The organism is Bacillus sp. PS217 (assembly GCF_037963535.1).
Lineage (GTDB): Bacteria > Bacillota > Bacilli > Bacillales > Bacillaceae > Bacillus > Bacillus subtilis.
The window spans coordinates 862,846-884,177 of sequence record NZ_CP150157.1; the positions used below are offsets into that span (position 1 = coordinate 862,846).

Here is a 21,332-nt window from a genome sequence, read left to right on the forward strand (position 1 = left end):
CTTTTTTTATGCCTGATTCGTTCTATTCTGTTTTCTCCTCTGATGTAAGTACATTGCCGTTCCGAGTGCGCTGATCAGAAATCCGGCCAACAGGATCGAGTACATGGATGTGGCTGTGTCCGGAAGCAGGCCGCCAGCCGGACCGTCTGTTCCTGATCCGCCCGAACCGTTTCCTCCAGAGCCGTTAGTCGGTTGAGTGCCGGGAGGCGTATCATTTCCTCCGTTTCCGTCAGTCGGCTGTTTTCCGCCTGGTTTGTCGGAGCCTCCGCCATGACTGCCGTCATCACCGCCTGTCGGTTGGTCGGACGGGAATGCCGGCGGTTTGTTGTTCGAACCGGAATTTAAGATCGTGTATTCGCTGAAGTGGTTTGTATATCCTGTCACCATATCATCGTCAACTGATCCGTTATCTGTCTTTGTGAAAGCTCTCTTTTTCCTGTCGACGTGATAAATGGCAGGGTTATGAGCTTCTTCAATATCAAACATGCGAAGCGAAAGCTGTACGGGCTCCTTGAATGATTTTATTTCTTTTCCTTTTTGCTTTACTGTAAAGTCATATACATCTGCCAATGACACATTCAATTCTCCCGTCGACTTGATTCCGATTGCAGTGTCTGCAGTTTTAAGGTTCGCCATTGGCATCTTCATGCTGTACCAGTAGTTGAACACCGTCAATGAAGGATCTGACTCTCTTTCTTTCAAAAGTTTGACCTGATCTTTTTTTACTTTGAGATTGATAGGCTTCTCTTGTGATCCTTCATGTGTTCCGTAATAGACAAGCGGCGTGTTGGCATTTTTAGCGTAAATCTCAAATTTGTCTTCATCAAGTGTCCAGCTGCCGTCCTTCTGCTTTGTCGGCAGGAATACTTCTTTGATCCGTCCTTCAACTTTAGGAGAGACCTTGTTTCCTAGTTTTTTCAGCTGTTCGGTGAAAATCTCATAATCAACGTAGCCAAGGTCTTCACCATGGGAGGCTTCTGTAAAGACAGAATATCCGTCTCCTCCGGCACCGACAAAATTATTTGTTGCCACGCGGTAGGTATCATCCGTATTTATAGCAACTTTGTCTCCGTTAGGCGATTCAATTTTCACTTCTAACACACGGTGCCCAGGTTCGTTGTTTAATGTAAAGGTATATTCGATTCCGGCCACCTGAGGGAAAGCGCCGCCGCCATTTTCCACATTGCTTAGGCCTTGTTCAAGGGCTTCTTTAATTTGTTTTCCGGTTAAATCGGCCACGTAAAGCGTATTGCCGAACGGCATCACGTTGAGCACCTCGCCGAGTGTGATATCACCTTTGTCAATGCCTGCTCTGATGCCGCCGCCATTTGTTATCGCTATTCTGGCGCCGGCTGCTTCTTTCGCTTTTGCCAGCATACCGTCCGCGATGAAGTTTCCGAGATTCGTTTCTTTCGTGCGCACATGCTCACGCTGGCCGTCAAGCGCCACATCCGTGTAGCCGACTTTTTCATTTTTTACGTCCTCTAATTCATTTTTGAACTGATCGAGCTCTTGTTTTGCTTCTGGGTTTTCTTCTGTATGTTCATCAATTGGCAGCACGCTCAGATTTGATTTATCTGTTTGCACAACGCCTTTTTCATCAAACGCGACATCAACGCGCCCCAAGAATTGGCCGTATTCTTTTGCCTGCGCCACGATCGTCGGTTCTTCGTTGTTCACGACCTCCATTTTGTCTACGAGGGTGTGAGTGTGTCCGCCGATGATCAAGTCAATGCCTTTTACTTTTTTGGCTAGCTCAAGATCCCGGTTATGCCCGATGTGGGTTAATGCAATAATTTTATTTACTTTTTCTTCTTCCTGAATCGCTTTGACGGTGTTTTGTGCTGTTTCAAAGGCATCATTGAATACGATGCTTTTGCCCGGGCTTGATGTGGTGGCCGTATCTTCCGTTGTCAGGCCGAATACGGCGACTTTCTCCCCGTCAACGTCTAACAGAATGTAAGGGTGGATGCCGGCCTCTTTCTTTTCACCTGCGGTAAAGGTTTGCGGCTTTTTGACAAGTGATTTCAGCTTGGGCTCATTTGACACATCTACGTTTGCGCTGACAATCGGAAATTCCGGCGCTTCGAAGTGATAGCGGTTCGCCGGATCAACGGTCGCGCTGTTTCCGCTTAGAAAATCAGAAAGCACCGTCGGGCCTTTGTCAAATTCATGGTTCCCGAAGGTCATGGCGTCATAGCCCATCATGTTCATTATTTTCAGATCGGCCAAACCGTTCCATTTAGTAAAATACAGATCGCCGGAAAATACATCTCCCGCATCAAGGAGAATGTTGTGATTTGTTTCGCTGCGCACTTCGTTGATTTTCGTCATTCGTCTCGCTGCATCATCGAGATGGGCGTGCGTATCATTGGTGTGCATGACGGTCAGATCCCACAGTCCGTCTTTAGGAGGATCTGGATTTGAATCATCATCGAATTGCAGCTTATACACACCATAGCCTTCATTGGCAGACTTGCCTACATAAGCGACATCGTCTGCTTTATCGGCAAATGGCTTGGCCAAAAGCGAGGATTCAAACGTCAGATTCGTGCCGGAAACAGGCGCGATTGACCAGTTGTTGTCTGCTTTTGGATTGACTGTTTTTTGTTCAATAATGTAATCCATCAGCACCTGCCTATTTTCAACTGCAGAGCCGTGGACAATTTTATCGCTCGTCAGATGAGGGAACCCGCCGCCTCCGGACGCACGATAGTTATTGGTGACTACGAGAAATTCCTGGCTTGGGCTGATCGGCTTGCCTTCATAGGAAAGGTTGATGATCCGGGATGAATCCGCATTGATCACTTTTCCGTTCTCATTGTATTTAGCCGGTTTTGTCACATCGACCTGATATGTGACACCGTCAATCACGTCAAAATTATAGGAGCGGAAATTCTCGTTCAGCAAGGCCTGATCGCCGCCTTTGGCTGGATCAATTTGATTGAATTGGCCTGCTGACATCTCCAGCCAGTCCTTGACTTCGCTGCCTGTCAGCTTGACGATTTGAACAGTATTATCGTAAAGATACAAGTCACCGACATTTTTAATCGCAAGATCTCCGGCTGGAATGTTTGTATAGTAATTGGCTCCGTTTCTGCCGCCTGCTTTAAACGGCGCTCCAGCGGATAAAATCGGCAGGTCCTTGTACTCGGTATCCTTCATTTCTTTTTCGGCATACCATTTTTGCGCGTCAGTCACGATCTGAATGGAAGGATCATCTTTGACCTGTGCAAAGAAGCTGTTAATATCTGCTTCGGTTTTGCCCACTGCCTTTCGGACATACTCCAGTGTGTTTTGATGTGTTTGCTGAATGGTGTTTGTAACGGTTTCGTTTCTTGATGTGACGTTGCCAGCAATAGATTCAATACTTCCTTTGGAATCTGCTACCTTCCATGAGCCGTCCGCCTTTTCAAGCTTGAGGTCAATCACGCCTAAATATTTGCCCCAGCTGCTTGGCATGACGACAGGAATGCCGTTTATTGTTCCCTTTTCCACATCGAACTGAGCAACACCCGCATACTCGGCGGAAGGAAAGAGTCCGTGCTGATGGCCCGAGATAATCGCGTCAATGCCTTTCGTTTTAGTGGCAAGGTCAAACACGGCGTTTTCTGCGCCTGATGATTGCGCCTGCTTTTCAATGCCGGTGTGGGCGAGGGCAATAATGACATCTGCGCCTTCCGCCTTCATTTTCGGGATCGTTTCATTGGCGGATTCTACGATATCCTGCACCTGAACTTGCCCCTCGAGATTCTTTTTGTCCCATGTCATGATTTGCGGCGGGACAAAGCCTATGTAGCCGACTTTTACTTTCTGCTCATTACCGTTTTCATCAATGAGGGTTTTTTCATTAATCACATACGGCGTATAACGGTTTTCACCGCTAGTTGTTTTGACGTTGGCATTTACAATTGGGAAATCGGCTCCTTTGATTGTGCCGTCGAGAAAGTCGAGCCCGTAGTTGAATTCATGATTGCCAAGCGTTCCGGCGTCGTATTTCAGCGCATTCATGACGCTGATAATCGGATGGGTTTTCGTGCCGGAGATAATGTCGTCTTTTTGATATTTCACCGCGTATTCACCCAGCGGATTCCCTTGAATCAAGTCGCCGTTATCCACAAGCAGGGTGTTAGGGTTTTGCTCGCGGTGCTTTTGGATCAATTGCGCTGTTCTCGCCAGACCGAAATCCGCCGTTTCTTTGTCGCTGTAGTAATCGTAATCCATCATGTTGGCATGAATATCAGTCGTAGCCAAAATACTCAGATGCACCTGAGGAGCCGCGCTTTCTTCTGCATGAATGGGTGGTGTTGGGAGGATTAGGCTAAGTATCATAATTGGGGGCAAAAGAATACGGAGAATGTTTCTGACGTGTGTTCGTCTTTTCTGTATTCTCACCAGTTCTCCACCTTTCAACGAAATTTGTGTTACAGCTCCTATTGTAAGAATATTTTGTAACTATTTGTAGGTGTTTCTTTATGATTATTGTAAAAGGGAGAAAAATGAGTATTATGTATCAGTATCAAACGACAAATACTGGGTATTTATGCTTATCGTTTGTCACAATCGCGGAATGTTTATTTTAGTGTGGCTGGGGTAGAGTGTTTTATGTAGACATATAAAGCGGGAGGTTATGAATCATGGGGAAAAAAATTGCAGTTGTTTTAACAGATTATTTTGAGGACAGCGAGTACACTGAGCCTGCGAAAGCTTTTAAAGAAGCGGGACATGAACTGACTGTCATCGAAAATGAAAAAGGAAAAACAGTAAAAGGCAAGCAGGGAAAAGCGGAAGTGACGGTTGACGCGTCCATTGACGACGTAAACCCTTCAGACTTTGATGCGCTTTTGATTCCCGGAGGATTTTCACCAGACCAGCTTCGCGCTGACGATCGTTTCGTCCAATTTACAAAAGCGTTTATGACTGACAAAAAGCCGGTATTCGCCATTTGCCACGGCCCGCAGCTTTTAATCAATGCGAAAGCGCTCGACGGCCGAAAAGCGACGGGCTATACGTCCATTCGTGTTGACATGGAAAACGCCGGTGCCGACGTTGTGGACAAGGAAGTGGTTGTTTGCCAGGATCAATTGGTCACTAGCCGCACACCGGACGATATACCGGCATTTAACCGCGAGTCATTGGCATTGCTTGAGAAATAAGAAAAAACGGACGCCCACGGGCGTCCGTTTTTTTGTTGCTTAGGCTTGAGCACCTGTCAGTTTCTTGTACCTGTAATACAAGAAAGCAGCTGCAGCCGTTCCGATGACCGCAATGCCGAAGTCGAATATGAAAATATGAGCGATGCCCCCCGCTTTTGCGATAAGCCCTGTTGCAATCGGCAGCAGAATCGATGCAAGGCTTGAAGCGGTCGCTACAATTCCGGTAACGGTTCCTTTTCGCTTCCAGAAAAGCTCTGTCATTAACGTAATGGTAATTTGAAACACACCCGCAGTTGAAAAACCTAAGAAAAAGGCAGTGATGTCCAGCACAACTGGGATATGAACGGTCAGCATAACTGCGAGTGTACATAAAGTAATAATAGGATATAAGAGCGTTATGAAGACAGGTTTGACCCATCTGTTCAGCAAAACGGCTAATAATAAAACAGATGCCAGAGATCCTATACTATAATAGCTCAGCAATTGTACGGATGCTGATTCAGCTAAACCGGCTGCCTTTTGCGCGTAGCTCGGGAGCCAGATTTGAGAAACCGTAAATAAAGCCGTGGATGTAAACCCGATGATAATCAGTGCGGTGCCTTCTTTCTGAAAAACGGGTTCAGACAAGAAAACGGGAGATTCCTGTTGGCCGCTATTAGTTGGTTTCTTATGTTTTTTAGGAAACGAAAGCGTTGATAAATAAATAATATTCAGGAGATAGACCGCTGCCGGCAGATAAAAAGCAAATCCGTAAAACATGCTGTGGTCTGCTAAAAATGTGATCAAAAGCGGCAAAAGTGCGGCCCCGACAGACATAAAGGCCTTGACCAAGACATTCGCCGAACCGGAAGCAGACGGAAAGAGCTCGGTTAGGGCCGGATATGTTCCGGCATCCATCGCTGAATTTGCGACTCCGGCTAATAAGGCGAACACAAACGCCAGCTCATAGCTCGGTGATAAAGGAATACCGACTAAAAAGACGGCCATAATTCCCGCAGAAGCGACAACAAGCGGCTTTCTGCCGATTTTATCTGATAGAACTCCGGAAATGCCGTATGTCAGCAGTTTGCCAAACCCGATAGCGGCAATGACATAACTGATGCCGGTCGGATCGGTATTCCACTGTTTTGTTAATGAAGACATATTGGATGCGAGAATGATGTTGACCATCCCCAGAAAGAAGTAGTTGATATACATTCCGGATGCTGTTTTGATAGATGTCGTTTGCATGCTTGTACTCCTTCAAATCTTATTCGAACACTTTGCTGTTTACTGTTCTAAGGAAAATTGGTTTGGGGAAATGATAAAAAAGACTCGCCGAGTTTCCGGCCAGTCTCCATTATTTACGAAGCGAGGCTAATTCTTGAGCAATCGCCTGCATTTCACTTGGGCTGAATGATTCTTTTTTCATCACCATGCTGTGAAGGTACGTGAGGTCTTCAATCTTCTCATCACTGAAATCCTCCGCTTTGATTACGCCGACGTTCAGCATGTTCAGCTTTTGGGAAATCTCTTCAATCATTTGAGTTAATGTTTCTGTATTTGGGCTGGACAAATGGTTCCATCCTTTCTATGCGCAATATAGGTATGTTTTATTCTAACAGAATTCCATCAGAAAAAAACCCTATTCTAAAAGCAGGCTTTTCATTCCAAAAAAGTGAAGACATCAGTTGAAAAGGAAATGAACATCCTACTAAGATATTCATGAAGGTTTCTTTTTAGAGAAATAGGGGCAAAGAATAGGGAGGTTGCACATCATGATAAGCGTGTTATTTGTTTGTTTAGGTAACATTTGCCGGTCTCCGATGGCGGAAGCGATTTTTCGGGACCTGGCAGCCAAAAAAGGATTAGAGGGGAAAATCAAGGCGGACTCAGCCGGTATTGGCGGCTGGCACATCGGCAACCCCCCGCATGAGGGAACGCAGGAGATATTGCGCAGAGAAGGAATCAGCTTTGATGGCATGCTGGCGCGTCAAGTCAGCGAACAGGATCTGGCCGATTTTGATTACATCATTGCAATGGATGCAGAAAATATCGGAAGTCTCAGAAGCATGGCGGGATTTAAAAACACCTCGCATATCAAAAGGCTCTTGGACTATGTTGAAGATTCAGATCTGGCTGACGTACCCGATCCTTACTACACAGGGAACTTTGAAGAGGTCTGCCAATTAATCAAAACGGGCTGTGAGCAGTTGCTTGCATCCATTCAAAAAGAAAAACAATTGTGAGTGAAAGGAGAATTTGCATGAACAACGAACGTTTAATGCTGAAAGGGATATTTCTCGGAGCTGCGGCAGGTGCGGCGTTATCACTGCTCCATAAGCCGACAAGACAGGCGTGCGGGATGAGATGGCTGACATGCAAGCATAAACTTTCACTGTACAAAAGCAACCCAGAGCTGTTAAAAAACACTGTCATCACAAAAGTGGATGAGGCCAAAAAGCTCGCCCGAACGCTTTCAAAGGAAGTCGACTTTGTGAACCAGCAGGTGAAAGAGCTGAAGAAAACAACGCCGCAAGTGATGGAACTCGTGCAAGAAACGAAAGAGCATTTTTCAAAAAAATGATCAAACATGCGAGGTGAGACGACATGAGCTTTTTGAAAGAGCTTTTCAGCAGATACACCCTTCATGAAGGACAAAGTAAATCAGCGGAGCTGGCGTATTTTTTTCTATTGTCACTGTTTCCGTTTTTGATTTTTATGCTGACGCTCACCGCGTATCTTCCGCTTTCTACCGATGATGTTTTAGGAGTCATAGAACAATATGCTCCCGCCAGTGCGATGTCACTCGTTGAATCCATTACCCATCAAACCTTAAATAATCGAAATGGCGGTTTGCTGTCATTCGGGATTATCGCCGCATTATGGTCTGCGTCTAATGGAATGAACGCGATCGTCCGGTCGCTGAACCACGCGTATGATGTGGAAGAAAACCGCTCTTTTATCATTGTTCGTCTAACCTCGATTTTTTTGACGGTTGCCATGGTATTTACGATTTTAGTGGCTTTGCTTCTGCCGGTATTTGGCCGGGAGATTGGAAGGCTCGCTTCTGACTTTGTCGGCGCGTCGGATCTGTTTTTATCCGTCTGGGCCGCCATTCGCTGGGGTGTCAGCCCGCTTGTGCTTTTGATTGTTTTTTCCGCGCTGTATGTGATTGCGCCGAACAAAAAGCTGTCTCTCCGGTTTGTCATGCCGGGTGCGGTCTTTGCGACCATCGGCTGGATCGTTGTCAGCACATTGTTTTCATTTTACGTCAGCACGTTTGCGAACTATAGCGCCACTTACGGGAGCATCGGGGGAATCATCGTCTTGATGATTTGGTTTTACTTGAGCGGCATTTTAATTATCCTAGGCGGAGAAATCAACGCTCTTTTACATAAACGTAAAAAGCTTCCTGATGAAAATCCCTACCATTAGCGCACCCTATAAACGAACTTCGGTTCAAAAAGAAGTCGGGGGGATATCGTGATGACCAAGCATACGAAAAAAGGCGGAAGCCATAACAAACAAAATTCGAAAAGCAAATCGAGCCATAAAACAAGCGGAAGCGCCAACGGACAAAACGGCTACCATTAGCATAAAAGCCTCCTGACATGATGTCGGGAGGCTTTTTGATTAAGAAGATGAAGAATAGGTTTCAGCCGGTGACCAGCTTTTCGGTTTGCCCAGCACAAGGGCCAGCCACACAGCGCTAAGCGTGAGAGTAATGAAGTAGAACAAGTTTGCGCTTTCAAATGTCTGCATATACCAGCCGCCGGCAACCGGGCCGAGGATGCTGCCGAGACTGAATGTAATGCCGCAAAGCAGGTTCCCCGCCGGCAGGAGGTGAGGCGGAAGAAGGTCTGTCATATAGCTGATGCCAAGTGTAAAGGTTGATCCGACTGCCATTCCTGCAATAAAAAAGCAGCCGCCGATCACGTAAGGCGAAGGAAATACACCGGCGATGAAAAAGCAAAGAGCCCCAGTCAGTAAAATCACCAGCAGCACATTCCGCCTGCCGTATTTATCGCTGAGGATGCCGAGCGGAAACTGAAAGATAATGCTTCCAATCGCAAATGCGGGAAGGATGATCGCTACTGCGTCTACTGATATCCCCAAACGGAGCGCGTACACCGGAAAGCTTCCGTTCAGCGCCGTTTCCAGAAAGCCGTAGCCAAATGTAGGCATAAAGGCAACCCACCCAAACAGCATGGCCTGATAAAATCGCCTGAAACTATTGTCAGATTTGGTTTCATGAGGACTGGTTTCCGGGTATGCATTTTGTAGAAAGAAAACAAAAAGCCACGCAAACAGACTGATGCAGCCGGACACGATAAAAGGAAGCGACGGACTCAGCTTGACAAGCGGCACCATGAACGGGCCTGCGGCAAAGCCAAGGCCAAAGGAAAGCCCATAAATAGACAGGTTTCTTCCGCGATTTTGTTTTGATGACATGGAGGTCACCCACGTTTGCGTAGAGAAGTGAAGCATGTGGTCGCCGATTCCAATGAACAGGCGAAGCAGGAACCAGACCCAAACTGACTGAAGCCAAATAAATCCGAATAAGCTTAAAATGACAATGCTTCCGCCCATGACGATCAGCGGCTTGAACCCGAGCTTTCTGAGCGGCGCTTCCATAAACGGCGAAGCCAAAAGCACACCGATATACAGCCCGGTCGCGTGCAGGCCGTTGATAGCAGCGGATTCTCCATTTGTTTCAAAAATGATTGAAATGACAGGCAGCAGCATGCCTTGTGAAAACCCGGAAATGGATACGAGCAAGACAAGGATAAAGAAATGAAATCGTGACATCGTGTCAGTTCTCCTTATATGGAATCTATGTTGATCGTACAATGTTTTCCAAAAGCAGGCAACCTGAAAAAAGCCTATATCACGCTATACATTTGCCCTCGTGTAATCATGAAGGTTTTTGTGAAGAATAAAAATAAAACAAGTCATAAAAAAGGAGCTATTTCACCATGAATCGTATCTTTTTTATTTTAGTGGTGGCCGGTGTTCCGCTTTCTGTGATTGGCAGTTTGATGCATTGGCCTTCCGCGGTTCTATTTGCCGTTTATTGCGTGACGATTATCGCGCTTGCAAGCTATATGGGGAGGGCGACAGAATCACTGTCCATCATTGCAGGACCGCGTATCGGCGGTTTGTTGAATGCAACCTTCGGGAATGCGGTGGAGCTGATTATTTCCCTTTTTGCATTAAAAGAAGGCCTGACAGGAATCGTGCTTGCCTCTTTAACCGGTTCAGTGCTGGGGAACCTGTTGCTGGTAGCGGGCCTATCGTTTTTTGTCGGCGGTTTAAAATATAAGCGGCAGGAATTTAATATCCATGATGCCCGCCATAACTCCGGGCTTCTGATTTTTGCCATCATTGTCGCCTTTGTGATTCCGGAGGTATTCTCTGTTGGTATGGGAAACGCCAGCAAGCTCAATTTAAGCATCGGCATCAGCATCATTATGATTCTGTTGTATGTGGCGGCGCTGTACTTTAAACTTGTCACGCATCGGGGCGTTTATCAGCCGAATAATGCCGCTCAGTCTGAAGAAGAGGAAGAGCCGGAATGGTCAGGGAAGGTTGCGACGATTGTCTTGTTTGCGGCAACGATTGTGGTTGCATACATATCCGAAAACCTGGTCCATACCTTTCACTCGGTTGCTGAACAGTTCGGGTGGAGCGAGCTGTTTATCGGGGTCATCATCGTGGCGATTGTAGGAAATGCGGCGGAGCACGCGTCAGCGATTATTATGGCCTTCAAAAATAAAATGGACATTGCGGTTGAAATTGCAGTCGGCTCTACGCTGCAGATCGCTATGTTTGTCGCACCGGTTCTCGTCATCTGTTCTATCTTTTTTCCGACAAGCATGCCGCTTGTATTTACATTGCCGGAACTCGTCGCGATGGTATCAGCGGTTCTCTTGATGATCGCGATTTCGAATGACGGGGATTCCAACTGGTTTGAAGGGGCGACACTGCTTGCTGCATATGTCATTATGGCGATCGGCTTTTTCCTTCTTTAACCTGAAAAAATGATGGATAACAACAAAGCGGGATGAAAAGACTAAGGGAAAATGCCATAGAAAGAGTGATATGATGAAAAAGCTATTTCATTCCACACTTATCGTGTTGTTATTCTTTAGTTTTTTCGGCGTTCAGCCCATCCACGCGAAAAAGCAGTTTAAGGTTCCTAATTCTGTCGCAAGCATTTCAAAGGAAAACACGTATCCGAATGCTTCACAGGATCAGCCAATGCTTCAGCCGAGCAAGCTGGCAAAGGAATTGCTCGATCATTCTGAGGTGAAGATTGAAAATCCGCATCTCATCAAAATGCTGAATGAATCCAACATATCCGGCACACCGCTTGCAGTAGGGTACCGGGCGACAATATTTCTCGGGAAATGGGCGCTCGGCTATGAATCAAATGAAACAGTCGCAAACTGGGAATATAAAAAAATCAATACAAACCGTGCGGATAACCGCGGCGGGAAAGAAACGGCTGAAATGCATTATGCCCAGGAACAGCAGTACAGAGTGAAGGGCGGCCTCACAGCTAAAGTTCCAAATGCTGAAGATGTCAAAAGCATGATGATGCAAAAAGCAATGAAGAAAACGGACCTCCCGCTTGCATTTGAGACGGTCATCGGGGCTGGCACAAAACGGGATCAGATTTATAAAGTCGCTCCTAAAAAAATCGGTTATTTACATGCATATGCACCGGCTGTGAATGAAAAAGGAAAAGTGACTTACGGAGAAGTGTACTTAGTGCTGAAAGGAAATAAACGAAAACTCGTCGTGAAAAATGTCACGTCACAGGGCATCGGCGCGTGGATTCCGGTTCAAGATCATGTCACATTTGGCTTTCAGCTTTCCTCACTGCCAAGATAAATAAAAAACTGATTCCAACTCGGAATCAGTTTTTTTTGTTTATTGGGTTCTCTCGATTCGGACCGCTTCCTCAAGCATTTGCACATTGTTTTGGTAGAGCTGGCGAACGAGAACCCGTCTGACTGCAAGGCTGGCACTGAAATAATCATCATCTTTCACCATGCCTTTAACCGTAAATTCGACGCCGCGATTGATTTTATTCAATGCGGTGATGCCGTGGATTTGAAACGGTTCTGTCGGATTGCCGAATTCATCCCGCTTCAATGAATCACGAAGCTCTTCATTCAGCATGTCACATGCCTCTTCCAACACGCTGTACACGCGGTCTGGATCTTCTTTAAAGCTGATAAGAAAGGATTCGGTAATCCGCATAAAATCAATATTATAGTTCTCTATTTGTCTGACCTCGCCGTTGCTGATGGTGAGCAGCTTCCCGCTCCATTCCCGGATTTGCAACGAGCGGAGGCCGATTTCCTCCACTGTCCCGTTGAACAAGTTGTTGACGGTGACATAATCGCCTTTGTGCAGCTGGCGTTCATATATTAAGAACACACCAGCCAGCACATCTTTGATCAGCGATTGGGCGCCAAAACCGATCACGATACCTGCTACGCCCGCCCCAGCCAATATCTTGCCGAAATCATGCACAAATAAAGAAATAACGTAAAAGATAAAACCAATTGTCGCCGTATATTGGGTGACAGAACGGACAAGGCTTTCAATCGTTTTTTCCTTTTTTTCTTCAATAAAGTCCGTCCGTTTAAAAAATAGCTGTACCAGCCGGTTGATGATAAAGACACCGATCCAAAGGATAACGGCAACGAGGAGAATATCGACGATTTTATTTTGAAAAATCTCCGTAAGTGTTTCTTTCATCCGCATCTAACTCCTGGCTTGACGTTTTGTGAAGTCTGTATCCTGATAATAACTGTTTTTGACAAGAACATTCGGTCCGAGGCACCGGACATTCGGGCAGTGGCAACTTAGTTCCTTCGCAAGCTTGGTCTCACTCCACTTTTCATAGGCGGAAGGGAGGCTGTCCGTCTGAATGTTGCCAAGCGGCGGGGTATCACCGAAATCGGTCACGATAATGTTTCCGTCGAAAATGTTCACATTCAGGCGGGATCGGCCGTCAGGGTCATTTCGCACTGTGACGTTTTTCGCCGCGCGAAGCCGGCGAAGCAGCTTTTGGTCGTCTTCGTCCGGACTGCAGGCATAAAACGGCAGCGTTCCGAACAGCATCCACGTATTTTCATCACGAATATCCAGCAAGCGGTGAATGGCCTGTCTCATCTCTTTCAGGCTGAGGGATTCAAGAGCGCTTGCGAAATCGCTTGGATACATTGGGTGGACCTCGTGACGCTGACATTTCATATCTTCTGTGATTTGGCGGTGAATATGCTCAATATGCGGAAGTGTTCGTTTGTTCAGCATCGTTTCCGCAGATACCATTACTCCGGCATCCACGAGCGTGCGGCTGTTTTCGATCATTTTTTCAAAATAGCGCGCGCGCTGTTCGAAGGTCGGTTTTCTGTCCATCATGGCAAAGCCGATTTCAGCAAAATCTTCAACTGTTCCCCAGTTATGTGAAATATGTAGCACATCGAGATACGGAATGATCCATTCGTACCGCTCGATGTCGAGGGTCAGATTTGAATTAATTTGTGTCCGCACACCCCGTTCATGGGCATATTTCAATAAAGGAACAACATATTCTTTTACTGATTTCAGCGAAAGCATCGGCTCTCCGCCTGTGATGCTGATGGATCTGAGGCGCGGGATTTCCTCCAGCCGTTTTAACAGAAGATCTATTGGCAGAGCATTCGGGTCTTTAGGCTGCAATGTATAGCCTACAGCACAATGCTCGCATCTCATATTGCACAGTGTCGTCGTTGTGAATTCAACGTTTGTCAGCTGCATGTCTCCGTATTGGTCAACATCCATATAGGCTTCCCAAGGGTCAAACTCGGGCGTAATCGGACGCAGCTTCGTGTTTTGTGTCATGACTATCTAACTCCTTTATAAATGGGCATACTAACGCTGCCAACAGTTAATTTTAGACCTGATTTGCCAAGATCGCAAGTAGCGCGGCGATTGAAAAACGGCAAAAAATGAGCTACCATAATAAAAAATGAATGGAGGAACAGAATGGGGAACGCCGTAAACAATAAAGATCAGCAGATTGATTATTTAAAGAACAGACTTGACATGTTTATGAACGTCATCGATTCATTAGACCCTGAAGCAACCGACGTTGAAGATATAGACAGGCTTATCAGCATGCTTGATGACCTGGAAGCCAAATACGAACGTTTTAAAAAAGATTGGGAATAAAACCGCGCGCCCGCCGCGGTTTTTTTATTGGCATAAAGCAACAGTATAAAACAAAGCCCCTATCTGTAAAATAAGAAAAAATGCAGAAGGAGCGCTGGCCATGAAGTGGATGTGTTCAATATGCTGCGCCGCCGTATTGCTTGCCGGAGGTGCAGCACAGGCGGAAGCGGTGCCGAATGAGCCGATTAATTGGGGCTTTAAACGAAGTGTCAATCATCAGCCGCCAGATGCCGGGAAGCAGCTGAACAGTTTAATTGAAAAATATGACGCGTTTTATTTAGGGAATACAAAGGAAAAAACGATTTACTTAACGTTTGATAACGGATATGAAAATGGCTATACGCCAAAAGTGCTTGATGTCTTAAAAAAACATCGCGTAACAGGAACGTTTTTTGTTACCGGGCATTTCGTAAAGGACCAGCCTCAGCTGATCAAACGAATGTCAGATGAGGGCCATATTATCGGCAATCATTCCTTTCACCATCCGGATTTAACGACAAAAACAGCTGATCAGATTCAGGATGAACTTGATTCAGTCAATGAAGAGGTTTATAAAATTACGGGAAAGCAGGACAATCTGTACTTGCGTCCGCCGCGCGGCGTGTTCAGTGAGTACGTACTGAAAGAAACGAAACGCCTCGGCTATCAAACCGTTTTCTGGTCGGTCGCTTTTGTTGATTGGAAAATCAACAACCAAAAGGGAAAGAAATATGCCTACGATCATATGATTAAGCAGGCGCACCCGGGAGCCATTTACCTGCTTCACACCGTATCGAGGGACAATGCAGAAGCGCTGGATGACGCGATTACAGATCTGAAAAAACAGGGCTACACATTTAAAAGCATTGATGATCTGATGTTTGAGAAAGAAATGAGGCTGCCGTCTTTGTAAAAGAGAAAGACCTCTCCTTAAACGGAGAGGCTTTTCTTTATTTTAAACATTTAATCAGTGCGGCCCAGTCCAGATCCCCGAAGCCTTTCTCAATCCCGCTTTCAAAATGGCTCTTGGCCAGCTCGGCAAGAGGAAGATTTGCAGAAACCTGTTTTGCGGCGGCGAGTGCCAGGTTGGTATCCTTCAGCCCTAAAGACATTTTGAAGCCGGCCGGCTCAAATTTTTGCTCGGCCATAATGGTTCCGTAATTTTGATAGACTGGAGAACCAAAGAGCGCGCTGGCGATTTCTAAAAATTGTTTTTGTTCTAAGCCGTATTTCTCCATCATTAAAAAGGATTCAGATAACGCCTCCAGCATGGACACAAGCAAGAAATTGATGCTGATTTTGGCTGCATTTGCCGTCTTGCTTTCTTCGCCGACGTCAAATACCTGCTGGCTGAGGCTGTCGAGCAGAGGCTTGGCGGTTTGCTTCGCTTCTGCCGGTCCTGCTGTTATGATGCGAAGCGCGGCTTTGGCTGCGGCATCCGGTCTGCCAAGGACAGGAGCGGCGAGAAAAAATTGTCCTTTCTCTGCATGAGCCGCTGCGAGCTTTTCTGAGAACTCAACACTGATTGTGCTCATCGAGATGTGAATGCCGTTCTCTGCTAATCCTTCAAGCAGCCCGTCTTCTCCGAATGTCACGGTGCTGACAGAATCATCATCTGCAAGCATTGTGATGACAATATCAGCGGATTTTGCCGCCAGCCGCGGCGTATCAGCTGCCTGTGCGCCTTCTGTGACAAGGTCTTCTGTCTTTTGTTTCGTCCGGTTATAGACAGTCAATTCGTAGCCTGCTTGAAGAACATTTCGGGCAATGGGCTGTCCCATATTGCCGAGTCCGATGACAGCAATTTTCAATCTGATCACTCCCTGAATATTTTTTCCATTATAAACAATATGAACAGAATATGCATAGCGATCGGCTTACAACAAAAAAGAACAGCTGCTCGCTGTCCTCATTTAAAAATATTGAACCATCCTTTATGTACAAACCAAATCAGCATTCCAATCACAAGCGCGGCCATCAGGCCAAGTACAGCGAAATATCCGTATTTCCAATGCAGTTCCGGCATAAAGTCGAAGTTCATACCGTATACACCGGCAATAAAGGTGAGCGGGATAAAAATGGTTGATACGATCGTCAGTGTCATCATAATCGCATTCATCCGGTTTGAGTTTAGCGTCACGTAGCTGTCACGCAAGTCAGACGTCATGTCACGGTTGGATTCCACAATTTCAGACAACTTTAACAAATGATCATATATGTCGCTGAAATAGGCTTTCGTTTCCCGCTGCTCTTTCACATGGTCAAGGCTTAAAATCCGGTAGAGCAAATCACGCATCGGGATAATCGTCCGTCTCAAATGCAATAGGTCTGTTCTGAGATCAAACACCTCGTTCATCAGCGTTCCATACGTTTTGTGGGGACGGCTTTCTTCAATTTCATTCAGCCGGTCTTCAATTTTATACACGAGAGGAAAATATTCATCAACAAGCTGATCCATGATCATATAAGAAATATGCCCGGGCCCTTTTTTCAATATGTCCGGTGAAGCATACAAACGCTCCCGGACTTTAGCGATACCTGGCGTTTCGTGTAAATGAAAGGTGACGACAAATTTTTCGCCTTGAAAGATATCGACTTCCTCCATTTCAAGTGTTTCCTTATTCAGCGCATGAATCACGTAAAAACGATAGCCGTCATAATGGTCAAGCTTCGGCCGCTGCATATGCTGGAAGCAATCCTCAATGGCAAGCGGGTGAAAATGAAAAAAATCTCTCAATAACGCCGTTTCCGTATCCTCCGGGCCGTAAAAATCAACCCAGTACCATGCAATATCAGGCTGTTCCACTCGTTCGATCGGTATATTTTTCAGCAGCTGATGCTCTGTTGTGATTGCGGTAATGTTGATCATAAACAACCCTCCACCTGCCATTATATCATGCGGTCTTTATGAGAAAAGTATACGGTACTCTCTGCCTAATTCCAGTGGCATGTTATACTGAACAAAAACGGAAAAAAGGGTGGATCTCATGTGGAAGGAAAAAGTATCTGTCACGCCTCCGTATCATTTTGACCGCGTGCTGGACAGGCTGTCTTTAGACCCCCTCAATGCTGTTGATCGAGAGGCGAGGGAAGTCCGTGTGCCAATCAGAAATCAAGCGGGGACCGTATGTATTGTAAAGGTACAGGCGTTAGGCCATGCGGGCGAGCCTGAGTTCCTCGTCAGCGGGGAAACGGATCAGGGAGAAATGATGAAGGAAATCAAGCGGATTTTTCAATGGGAAAATAATTTGCAGCACGTTCTGGATCATTTTTCAAAAACGAGCCTGTCCGCCATTTTTGAAGAGCATGCCGGGACGCCGCTTGTTCTGGACTACAGCGTGTACAACTGCATGATGAAATGCATTATCCACCAGCAGCTCAATCTTTCCTTCGCTTACACGCTAACAGAACGGTTTGTTCATGCGTTTGGCGAGCAGAAGGATGGCGTGTGGTGCTATCCAAAGCCGGAAACGATTGCGGAACTCGATTATCAGGATCTGCGTGATCTGCAATTCAGCATGAGAAAAGCGGAATACACCATTGATACATCAAGGATGATCGCAGAAGGCACACTCAGCTTGTCAGAGCTGCCGCATATGGCGGATGAAGACATTATGAAGAAACTGATCAAAATCAGGGGTATCGGCCCGTGGACCGTGCAAAATATCCTCATGTTCGGACTTGGCCGTCCCAATTTATTCCCGCTTGCCGATATTGGCCTCCAGAATGCCATCAAACGCCACTTTCAGCTGGACGATAAGCCGGCAAAGGATGTCATGCTGGCGATGAGCAAGGAGTGGGAGCCTTATTTAAGCTATGCGTCTTTGTATTTGTGGAGAAGTATAGAATAATTCATCTGACAATGAAGGAAAACCTGCAAACGTGTTATACTAGAAAGATGTGAAAAAACCATTTCACTTTCTGCCATCTGCAGAAAGCTTTATATAGAAACGGAGAGAACAACGTGAACCAACAAAAGAAACAGGCGCCTGTCGAACTGAAGGTCGGACAAACCTTTCCGCTGACGATTAAGCGTCTCGGCATTAACGGAGAAGGTGTCGGCTATTTTAAGAAAAAAGTCGTCTTCGTGCCTGGCGCGCTTCCTGGCGAAGAAGTTGTTGTGCAGACCACAAAGGTCCAGCCGAAGTTTTCGGAGGGCCGCATTAAGAAAATCCGCAAGGCATCTGAGCACCGGGTGGCACCGCCTTGCCCTGTTTATGAACAATGCGGCGGCTGTCAGCTTCAGCACCTTGCATACAGCCAGCAGCTTCGGGAAAAACGTGATATCGTCATTCAGTCTCTTGAACGCCATACGAAGTTTAAAGTTGAAAACATGGAAATCAAAGAAACGATTGGCATGGACAACCCGTGGAATTACCGCAATAAAAGCCAATTCCAGATCGGGCGCTCGCAAAGCGGCAGCATCATCGCCGGCTTATACGGCCTTGATTCTCATGACATCGTTCCGATTAAAGACTGTATCGTTCAGCATCCGGCAACGAACAAAACAACAGGCATCGTCCGCCGCATTTTAGAGGACTTCAATGTGTCTGTTTATAATGAAAGAAAACGAAAAGGCGACGTTCGCACGATCGTGACGAGAGTCGGCTTTGAAACAGGCGAAGTGCAGGTCGTGCTTGTAACCGCAAAAGAAACGCTTCCGCACAAGGAAGAAATCGTCAAAGCGATTCAAAAGCGATTGCCAGAGGTCAAATCCATTATTCAGAATGTAAATGGTGCGAAAACCTCAGTGATTTTTGGTGAGAAAACAAAACCGCTCGCCGGAAAAACAGTGATTCAAGAAGTGCTCGGCGACGTATCTTTTGAATTGAGCGCCCGCGCTTTCTTCCAGCTCAATCCGGAACAGACCGTCAAGCTGTATGATGAAGTGAAAAAAGCGGCGCAGCTGACCGGAAAAGAAAAAGTCGTTGATGCGTATTGCGGCGTCGGCACTATCGGCATGTGGGTTGCGGACGGAGCAAAGGAAGTCCGCGGCATGGACGTCATCAAGGAATCAATTGACGATGCCAAGAAAAACGCCAAAAAACACGGCATGGCAAATGCCACATACGTAACAGGAACAGCCGAGCACTGGCTCCCGAAATGGACGAAAGAAGGCTTCCGCCCGGACGTCGTCATTGTAGACCCGCCAAGAACGGGCTGTGACAGCACGTTCCTGGACACGATCAAAAAAGTCAAACCGAAACGCTTCGTCTACGTTTCCTGCAATCCATCCACGCTTGCGAAGGATTTGCAGACGCTGTCGAAGGACTATCGCGTGGACTATATCCAGCCTGTCGATATGTTTCCGCAGACGGCGCATGTGGAAGCTGTGGCGAGACTTGTATTGAAATCGTCTCATTAATTCCTAATCAGATCTGGATTTCGGCAGAATGAACATTGCCGATTTCCGGGTCTTTTTCGTGCATAGCCCTTGTCCTAACTGTCTGTTCTCAATTTTATCTTCCTTCTCATTCTCGGAGATCTTTATTTTAACTGGCGAAAAGAGTTGAAAAAACGTGTTGAAAAGCGGGTGAAAAAAAGCGTTATTTAACCGGAAAAATATCCTCCCAGTATGATTAAAATACATGAGTAAAATGATGTAAAATCATAGATATATTTTCATAATTTGTAAAATTATATATTGACTTGCAGTTATTACGTGTGAAATATTGATTATAGGAATATAAGGAAAGGTATGGCATATATCATTTCAAGAGTCATTCGATGTAAAAAGTTGAAACATTGTAATAAACGAAAGAGGTGAAAATGATGGCCAACTCCATTTTAAAATGAATAACGTATGAGCACTACAACAATTAAATAATAGTGCCGACGATAACAACTATTACAGTAATACCTACAATGGTTATATCCTTGCGACAATCATGCTTCATAATAATTTAGATTGACACTTGGCTAAAAAGTATTGCAGAGAAGGAAATGGATAACTAAATGGATAAAGTATATAAAAAACGACCGTTATATAAAAGAAGTTGGTTTCAAACATTTTTGGCATTTTTAGTATCTCAGCTTTATTTTAATTTTGTAGAATTAACGGGATGGGGTCCTAAGTATAGAGAAATGAATGGATTCCCAGCAAACATAGTTGAACTAGATTTCTTTCAAACATATCTTTCATTCTATGATAATCCATGGTTTAATATTATTACTGTTTTCTTGGGAGTTTTCACTATTATACAAATAATTACAGGGGTAACAAAGGATATTCGAAATTAAAGCAATAACTTCTGATGCCTTATTTAATGATGAAAGAAAATGTACACTTTCTTAATTATCTTATGAGTGAAGACTGCGACACTTAGTCAGCAGTCTATTTTATGGTTCTGGATCAGGATTACCGAATTATAACCCTATACAAATATATAGTAGGTTGCCACTTGCTGCGTTGGTTATTTTCTAAATCATGAGCAAATCCCAAATGATTCAGATTGAAGTTCTTGAATTCTTTTAAATAAGGGTTTATTTTCTCTTCTCATCCTCTTTACTCCATGTGATTCACAAGTGGTAGCAGCTTAAGTAGGTTTTTTCATTCTCTTGAGTACTCAGCTATACCACCCCCAACTCAATTTGCTTAATCAAAGTTTATCTCTTGAAATTAGTTTTTCCGCAAATATGATATTGAGATACGGATATGGTGTAGTGTTAAATATCTTATCTTCAATAACAGGGCAATTATTTTGCGTTGGTAATATGGAGAACTCATATGATATTCTATTTAGGTTGGAATCCTTTTTATCCAAAAAGTTCAAAAGCAAGGCCACTAAGAAAGACGAAGGTCAGCGCCAGTGTTAACCACAATATAAAAAATAGGGTAGATAATCATCCCACGTGAAATGTTCAAAATTTACTATAGGTTGATAAGAAATGCTTTCGCATGCGATAAGTGTAAAAGAAGCATGGTCAGTTTTTTAATATTGAGATACAGGTCTAGCTGTATCCTCTAATGAAAGGATTTGATTT

The 21,332-nt window shown here is 45.3% G+C and carries 19 protein-coding genes; 11 read left to right on the forward strand and 8 right to left on the reverse strand.

The genetic code is table 11. The annotated features are described in order from the left end of the window. Positions 1 to 6 precede the first annotated feature (6 nt). Positions 7 to 4,395, reverse strand: a complete 4,389-nt coding sequence (locus NSQ83_RS04480; protein ID WP_198878920.1) for a multifunctional 2',3'-cyclic-nucleotide 2'-phosphodiesterase/3'-nucleotidase/5'-nucleotidase — start codon at positions 4,393 to 4,395, stop codon at positions 7 to 9. Between the two features lie 242 nt (positions 4,396 to 4,637). Between NSQ83_RS04480 and yfkM the strand changes: the two genes are divergently transcribed. Then, positions 4,638 to 5,156 carry a general stress protein 18 gene (gene yfkM / locus NSQ83_RS04485; protein WP_003233673.1) on the forward strand — a complete coding sequence of 173 codons (519 nt, stop codon included), beginning with the start codon at positions 4,638 to 4,640 and terminating at the stop codon, positions 5,154 to 5,156. 39 nt (positions 5,157 to 5,195) lie between these two features. On the opposite strand, the gene NSQ83_RS04490 is transcribed toward yfkM, so the two are convergent. Then, positions 5,196 to 6,386: an MFS transporter gene (locus NSQ83_RS04490; protein WP_003243812.1), complete on the reverse strand. Its 1,191-nt coding sequence runs from the start codon at positions 6,384 to 6,386 to the stop codon at positions 5,196 to 5,198. A gap of 109 nt (positions 6,387 to 6,495) precedes the next feature. After that, positions 6,496 to 6,711 carry a DUF1128 domain-containing protein gene (locus NSQ83_RS04495; protein WP_010330293.1) on the reverse strand — a complete coding sequence of 72 codons (216 nt, stop codon included), beginning with the start codon at positions 6,709 to 6,711 and terminating at the stop codon, positions 6,496 to 6,498. A gap of 202 nt (positions 6,712 to 6,913) precedes the next feature. Between NSQ83_RS04495 and yfkJ the strand changes: the two genes are divergently transcribed. From yfkJ to NSQ83_RS04510, 3 genes are read left to right on the forward strand one after another with little or no spacing between them, the layout of a single operon-like run. Then, positions 6,914 to 7,384 (forward strand): protein-tyrosine-phosphatase, encoded by a 471-nt coding sequence (gene yfkJ / locus NSQ83_RS04500; RefSeq protein ID WP_167560167.1) that lies wholly within the window; start codon positions 6,914 to 6,916, stop codon positions 7,382 to 7,384. Positions 7,385 to 7,401: 17 nt separating this feature from the next. Continuing rightward, positions 7,402 to 7,722 (forward strand): hypothetical protein, encoded by a 321-nt coding sequence (locus tag NSQ83_RS04505; protein ID WP_003242981.1) that lies wholly within the window; start codon positions 7,402 to 7,404, stop codon positions 7,720 to 7,722. 23 nt (positions 7,723 to 7,745) lie between these two features. Next, entirely contained in the window at positions 7,746 to 8,573 is an 828-nt protein-coding gene (locus NSQ83_RS04510; protein ID WP_198878919.1) for a YihY family inner membrane protein, read from the forward strand. A 198-nt stretch (positions 8,574 to 8,771) separates the two neighbouring features. Here the strand turns inward: NSQ83_RS04510 and NSQ83_RS04515 are convergent, their stop codons facing one another. Further along, positions 8,772 to 9,947, reverse strand: coding sequence for an MFS transporter (locus NSQ83_RS04515; RefSeq protein WP_003243008.1), 1,176 nt, complete (start codon positions 9,945 to 9,947; stop codon positions 8,772 to 8,774). 167 nt (positions 9,948 to 10,114) lie between these two features. Here NSQ83_RS04515 and cax point away from each other — a divergent pair, with 167 nt between their 5' ends. Next, positions 10,115 to 11,170 carry a calcium/proton exchanger gene (gene cax, locus NSQ83_RS04520; protein ID WP_198878918.1) on the forward strand — a complete coding sequence of 352 codons (1,056 nt, stop codon included), beginning with the start codon at positions 10,115 to 10,117 and terminating at the stop codon, positions 11,168 to 11,170. A gap of 70 nt (positions 11,171 to 11,240) precedes the next feature. After that, positions 11,241 to 12,035 (forward strand): YfkD famly protein, encoded by a 795-nt coding sequence (locus NSQ83_RS04525; protein WP_076458585.1) that lies wholly within the window; start codon positions 11,241 to 11,243, stop codon positions 12,033 to 12,035. A gap of 39 nt (positions 12,036 to 12,074) precedes the next feature. On the opposite strand, the gene mscC is transcribed toward NSQ83_RS04525, so the two are convergent. Next, the gene (gene mscC, locus NSQ83_RS04530) at positions 12,075 to 12,917 is read right to left on the reverse strand and encodes a mechanosensitive ion channel protein MscC (protein WP_010886444.1); all 843 of its coding nucleotides are present in this window, start codon (positions 12,915 to 12,917) and stop codon (positions 12,075 to 12,077) included. Continuing rightward, positions 12,918 to 14,039, reverse strand: a complete 1,122-nt coding sequence (gene yfkAB / locus NSQ83_RS04535; RefSeq protein WP_198878917.1) for a radical SAM/CxCxxxxC motif protein YfkAB — start codon at positions 14,037 to 14,039, stop codon at positions 12,918 to 12,920. Between the two features lie 144 nt (positions 14,040 to 14,183). Between yfkAB and NSQ83_RS04540 the strand changes: the two genes are divergently transcribed. Together NSQ83_RS04540 and pdaA are read left to right on the forward strand one after the other, a co-directional pair. Further along, positions 14,184 to 14,369, forward strand: coding sequence for an SE1561 family protein (locus NSQ83_RS04540; protein ID WP_003223132.1), 186 nt, complete (start codon positions 14,184 to 14,186; stop codon positions 14,367 to 14,369). A gap of 100 nt (positions 14,370 to 14,469) precedes the next feature. After that, positions 14,470 to 15,261, forward strand: a complete 792-nt coding sequence (gene pdaA, locus NSQ83_RS04545) for a delta-lactam-biosynthetic de-N-acetylase (protein ID WP_003244439.1) — start codon at positions 14,470 to 14,472, stop codon at positions 15,259 to 15,261. Positions 15,262 to 15,298: 37 nt separating this feature from the next. Here pdaA and NSQ83_RS04550 read toward each other — a convergent pair whose 3' ends face one another. Both NSQ83_RS04550 and corA read right to left on the reverse strand, forming a co-directional pair. Then, the gene (locus NSQ83_RS04550) at positions 15,299 to 16,159 is read right to left on the reverse strand and encodes an NAD(P)-dependent oxidoreductase (RefSeq protein ID WP_198878916.1); all 861 of its coding nucleotides are present in this window, start codon (positions 16,157 to 16,159) and stop codon (positions 15,299 to 15,301) included. 98 nt (positions 16,160 to 16,257) lie between these two features. Continuing rightward, entirely contained in the window at positions 16,258 to 17,217 is a 960-nt protein-coding gene (gene corA, locus NSQ83_RS04555) for a magnesium/cobalt transporter CorA (protein ID WP_029317480.1), read from the reverse strand. Positions 17,218 to 17,335: 118 nt separating this feature from the next. Between corA and NSQ83_RS04560 the strand changes: the two genes are divergently transcribed. From NSQ83_RS04560 to NSQ83_RS04570, 3 genes are all read left to right on the forward strand, one after another. After that, positions 17,336 to 18,199, forward strand: a complete 864-nt coding sequence (locus NSQ83_RS04560; RefSeq protein WP_198878915.1) for a DNA-3-methyladenine glycosylase — start codon at positions 17,336 to 17,338, stop codon at positions 18,197 to 18,199. A gap of 113 nt (positions 18,200 to 18,312) precedes the next feature. Next, complete coding sequence (gene rlmD, locus NSQ83_RS04565; protein ID WP_198878914.1) at positions 18,313 to 19,713, forward strand: 23S rRNA (uracil(1939)-C(5))-methyltransferase RlmD; 1,401 nt, start codon at positions 18,313 to 18,315, stop codon at positions 19,711 to 19,713. Between the two features lie 590 nt (positions 19,714 to 20,303). Then, positions 20,304 to 20,588, forward strand: a complete 285-nt coding sequence (locus NSQ83_RS04570) for a YfzA family protein (protein ID WP_015252550.1) — start codon at positions 20,304 to 20,306, stop codon at positions 20,586 to 20,588. The last annotated feature ends 744 nt before the right edge of the window (positions 20,589 to 21,332 follow it).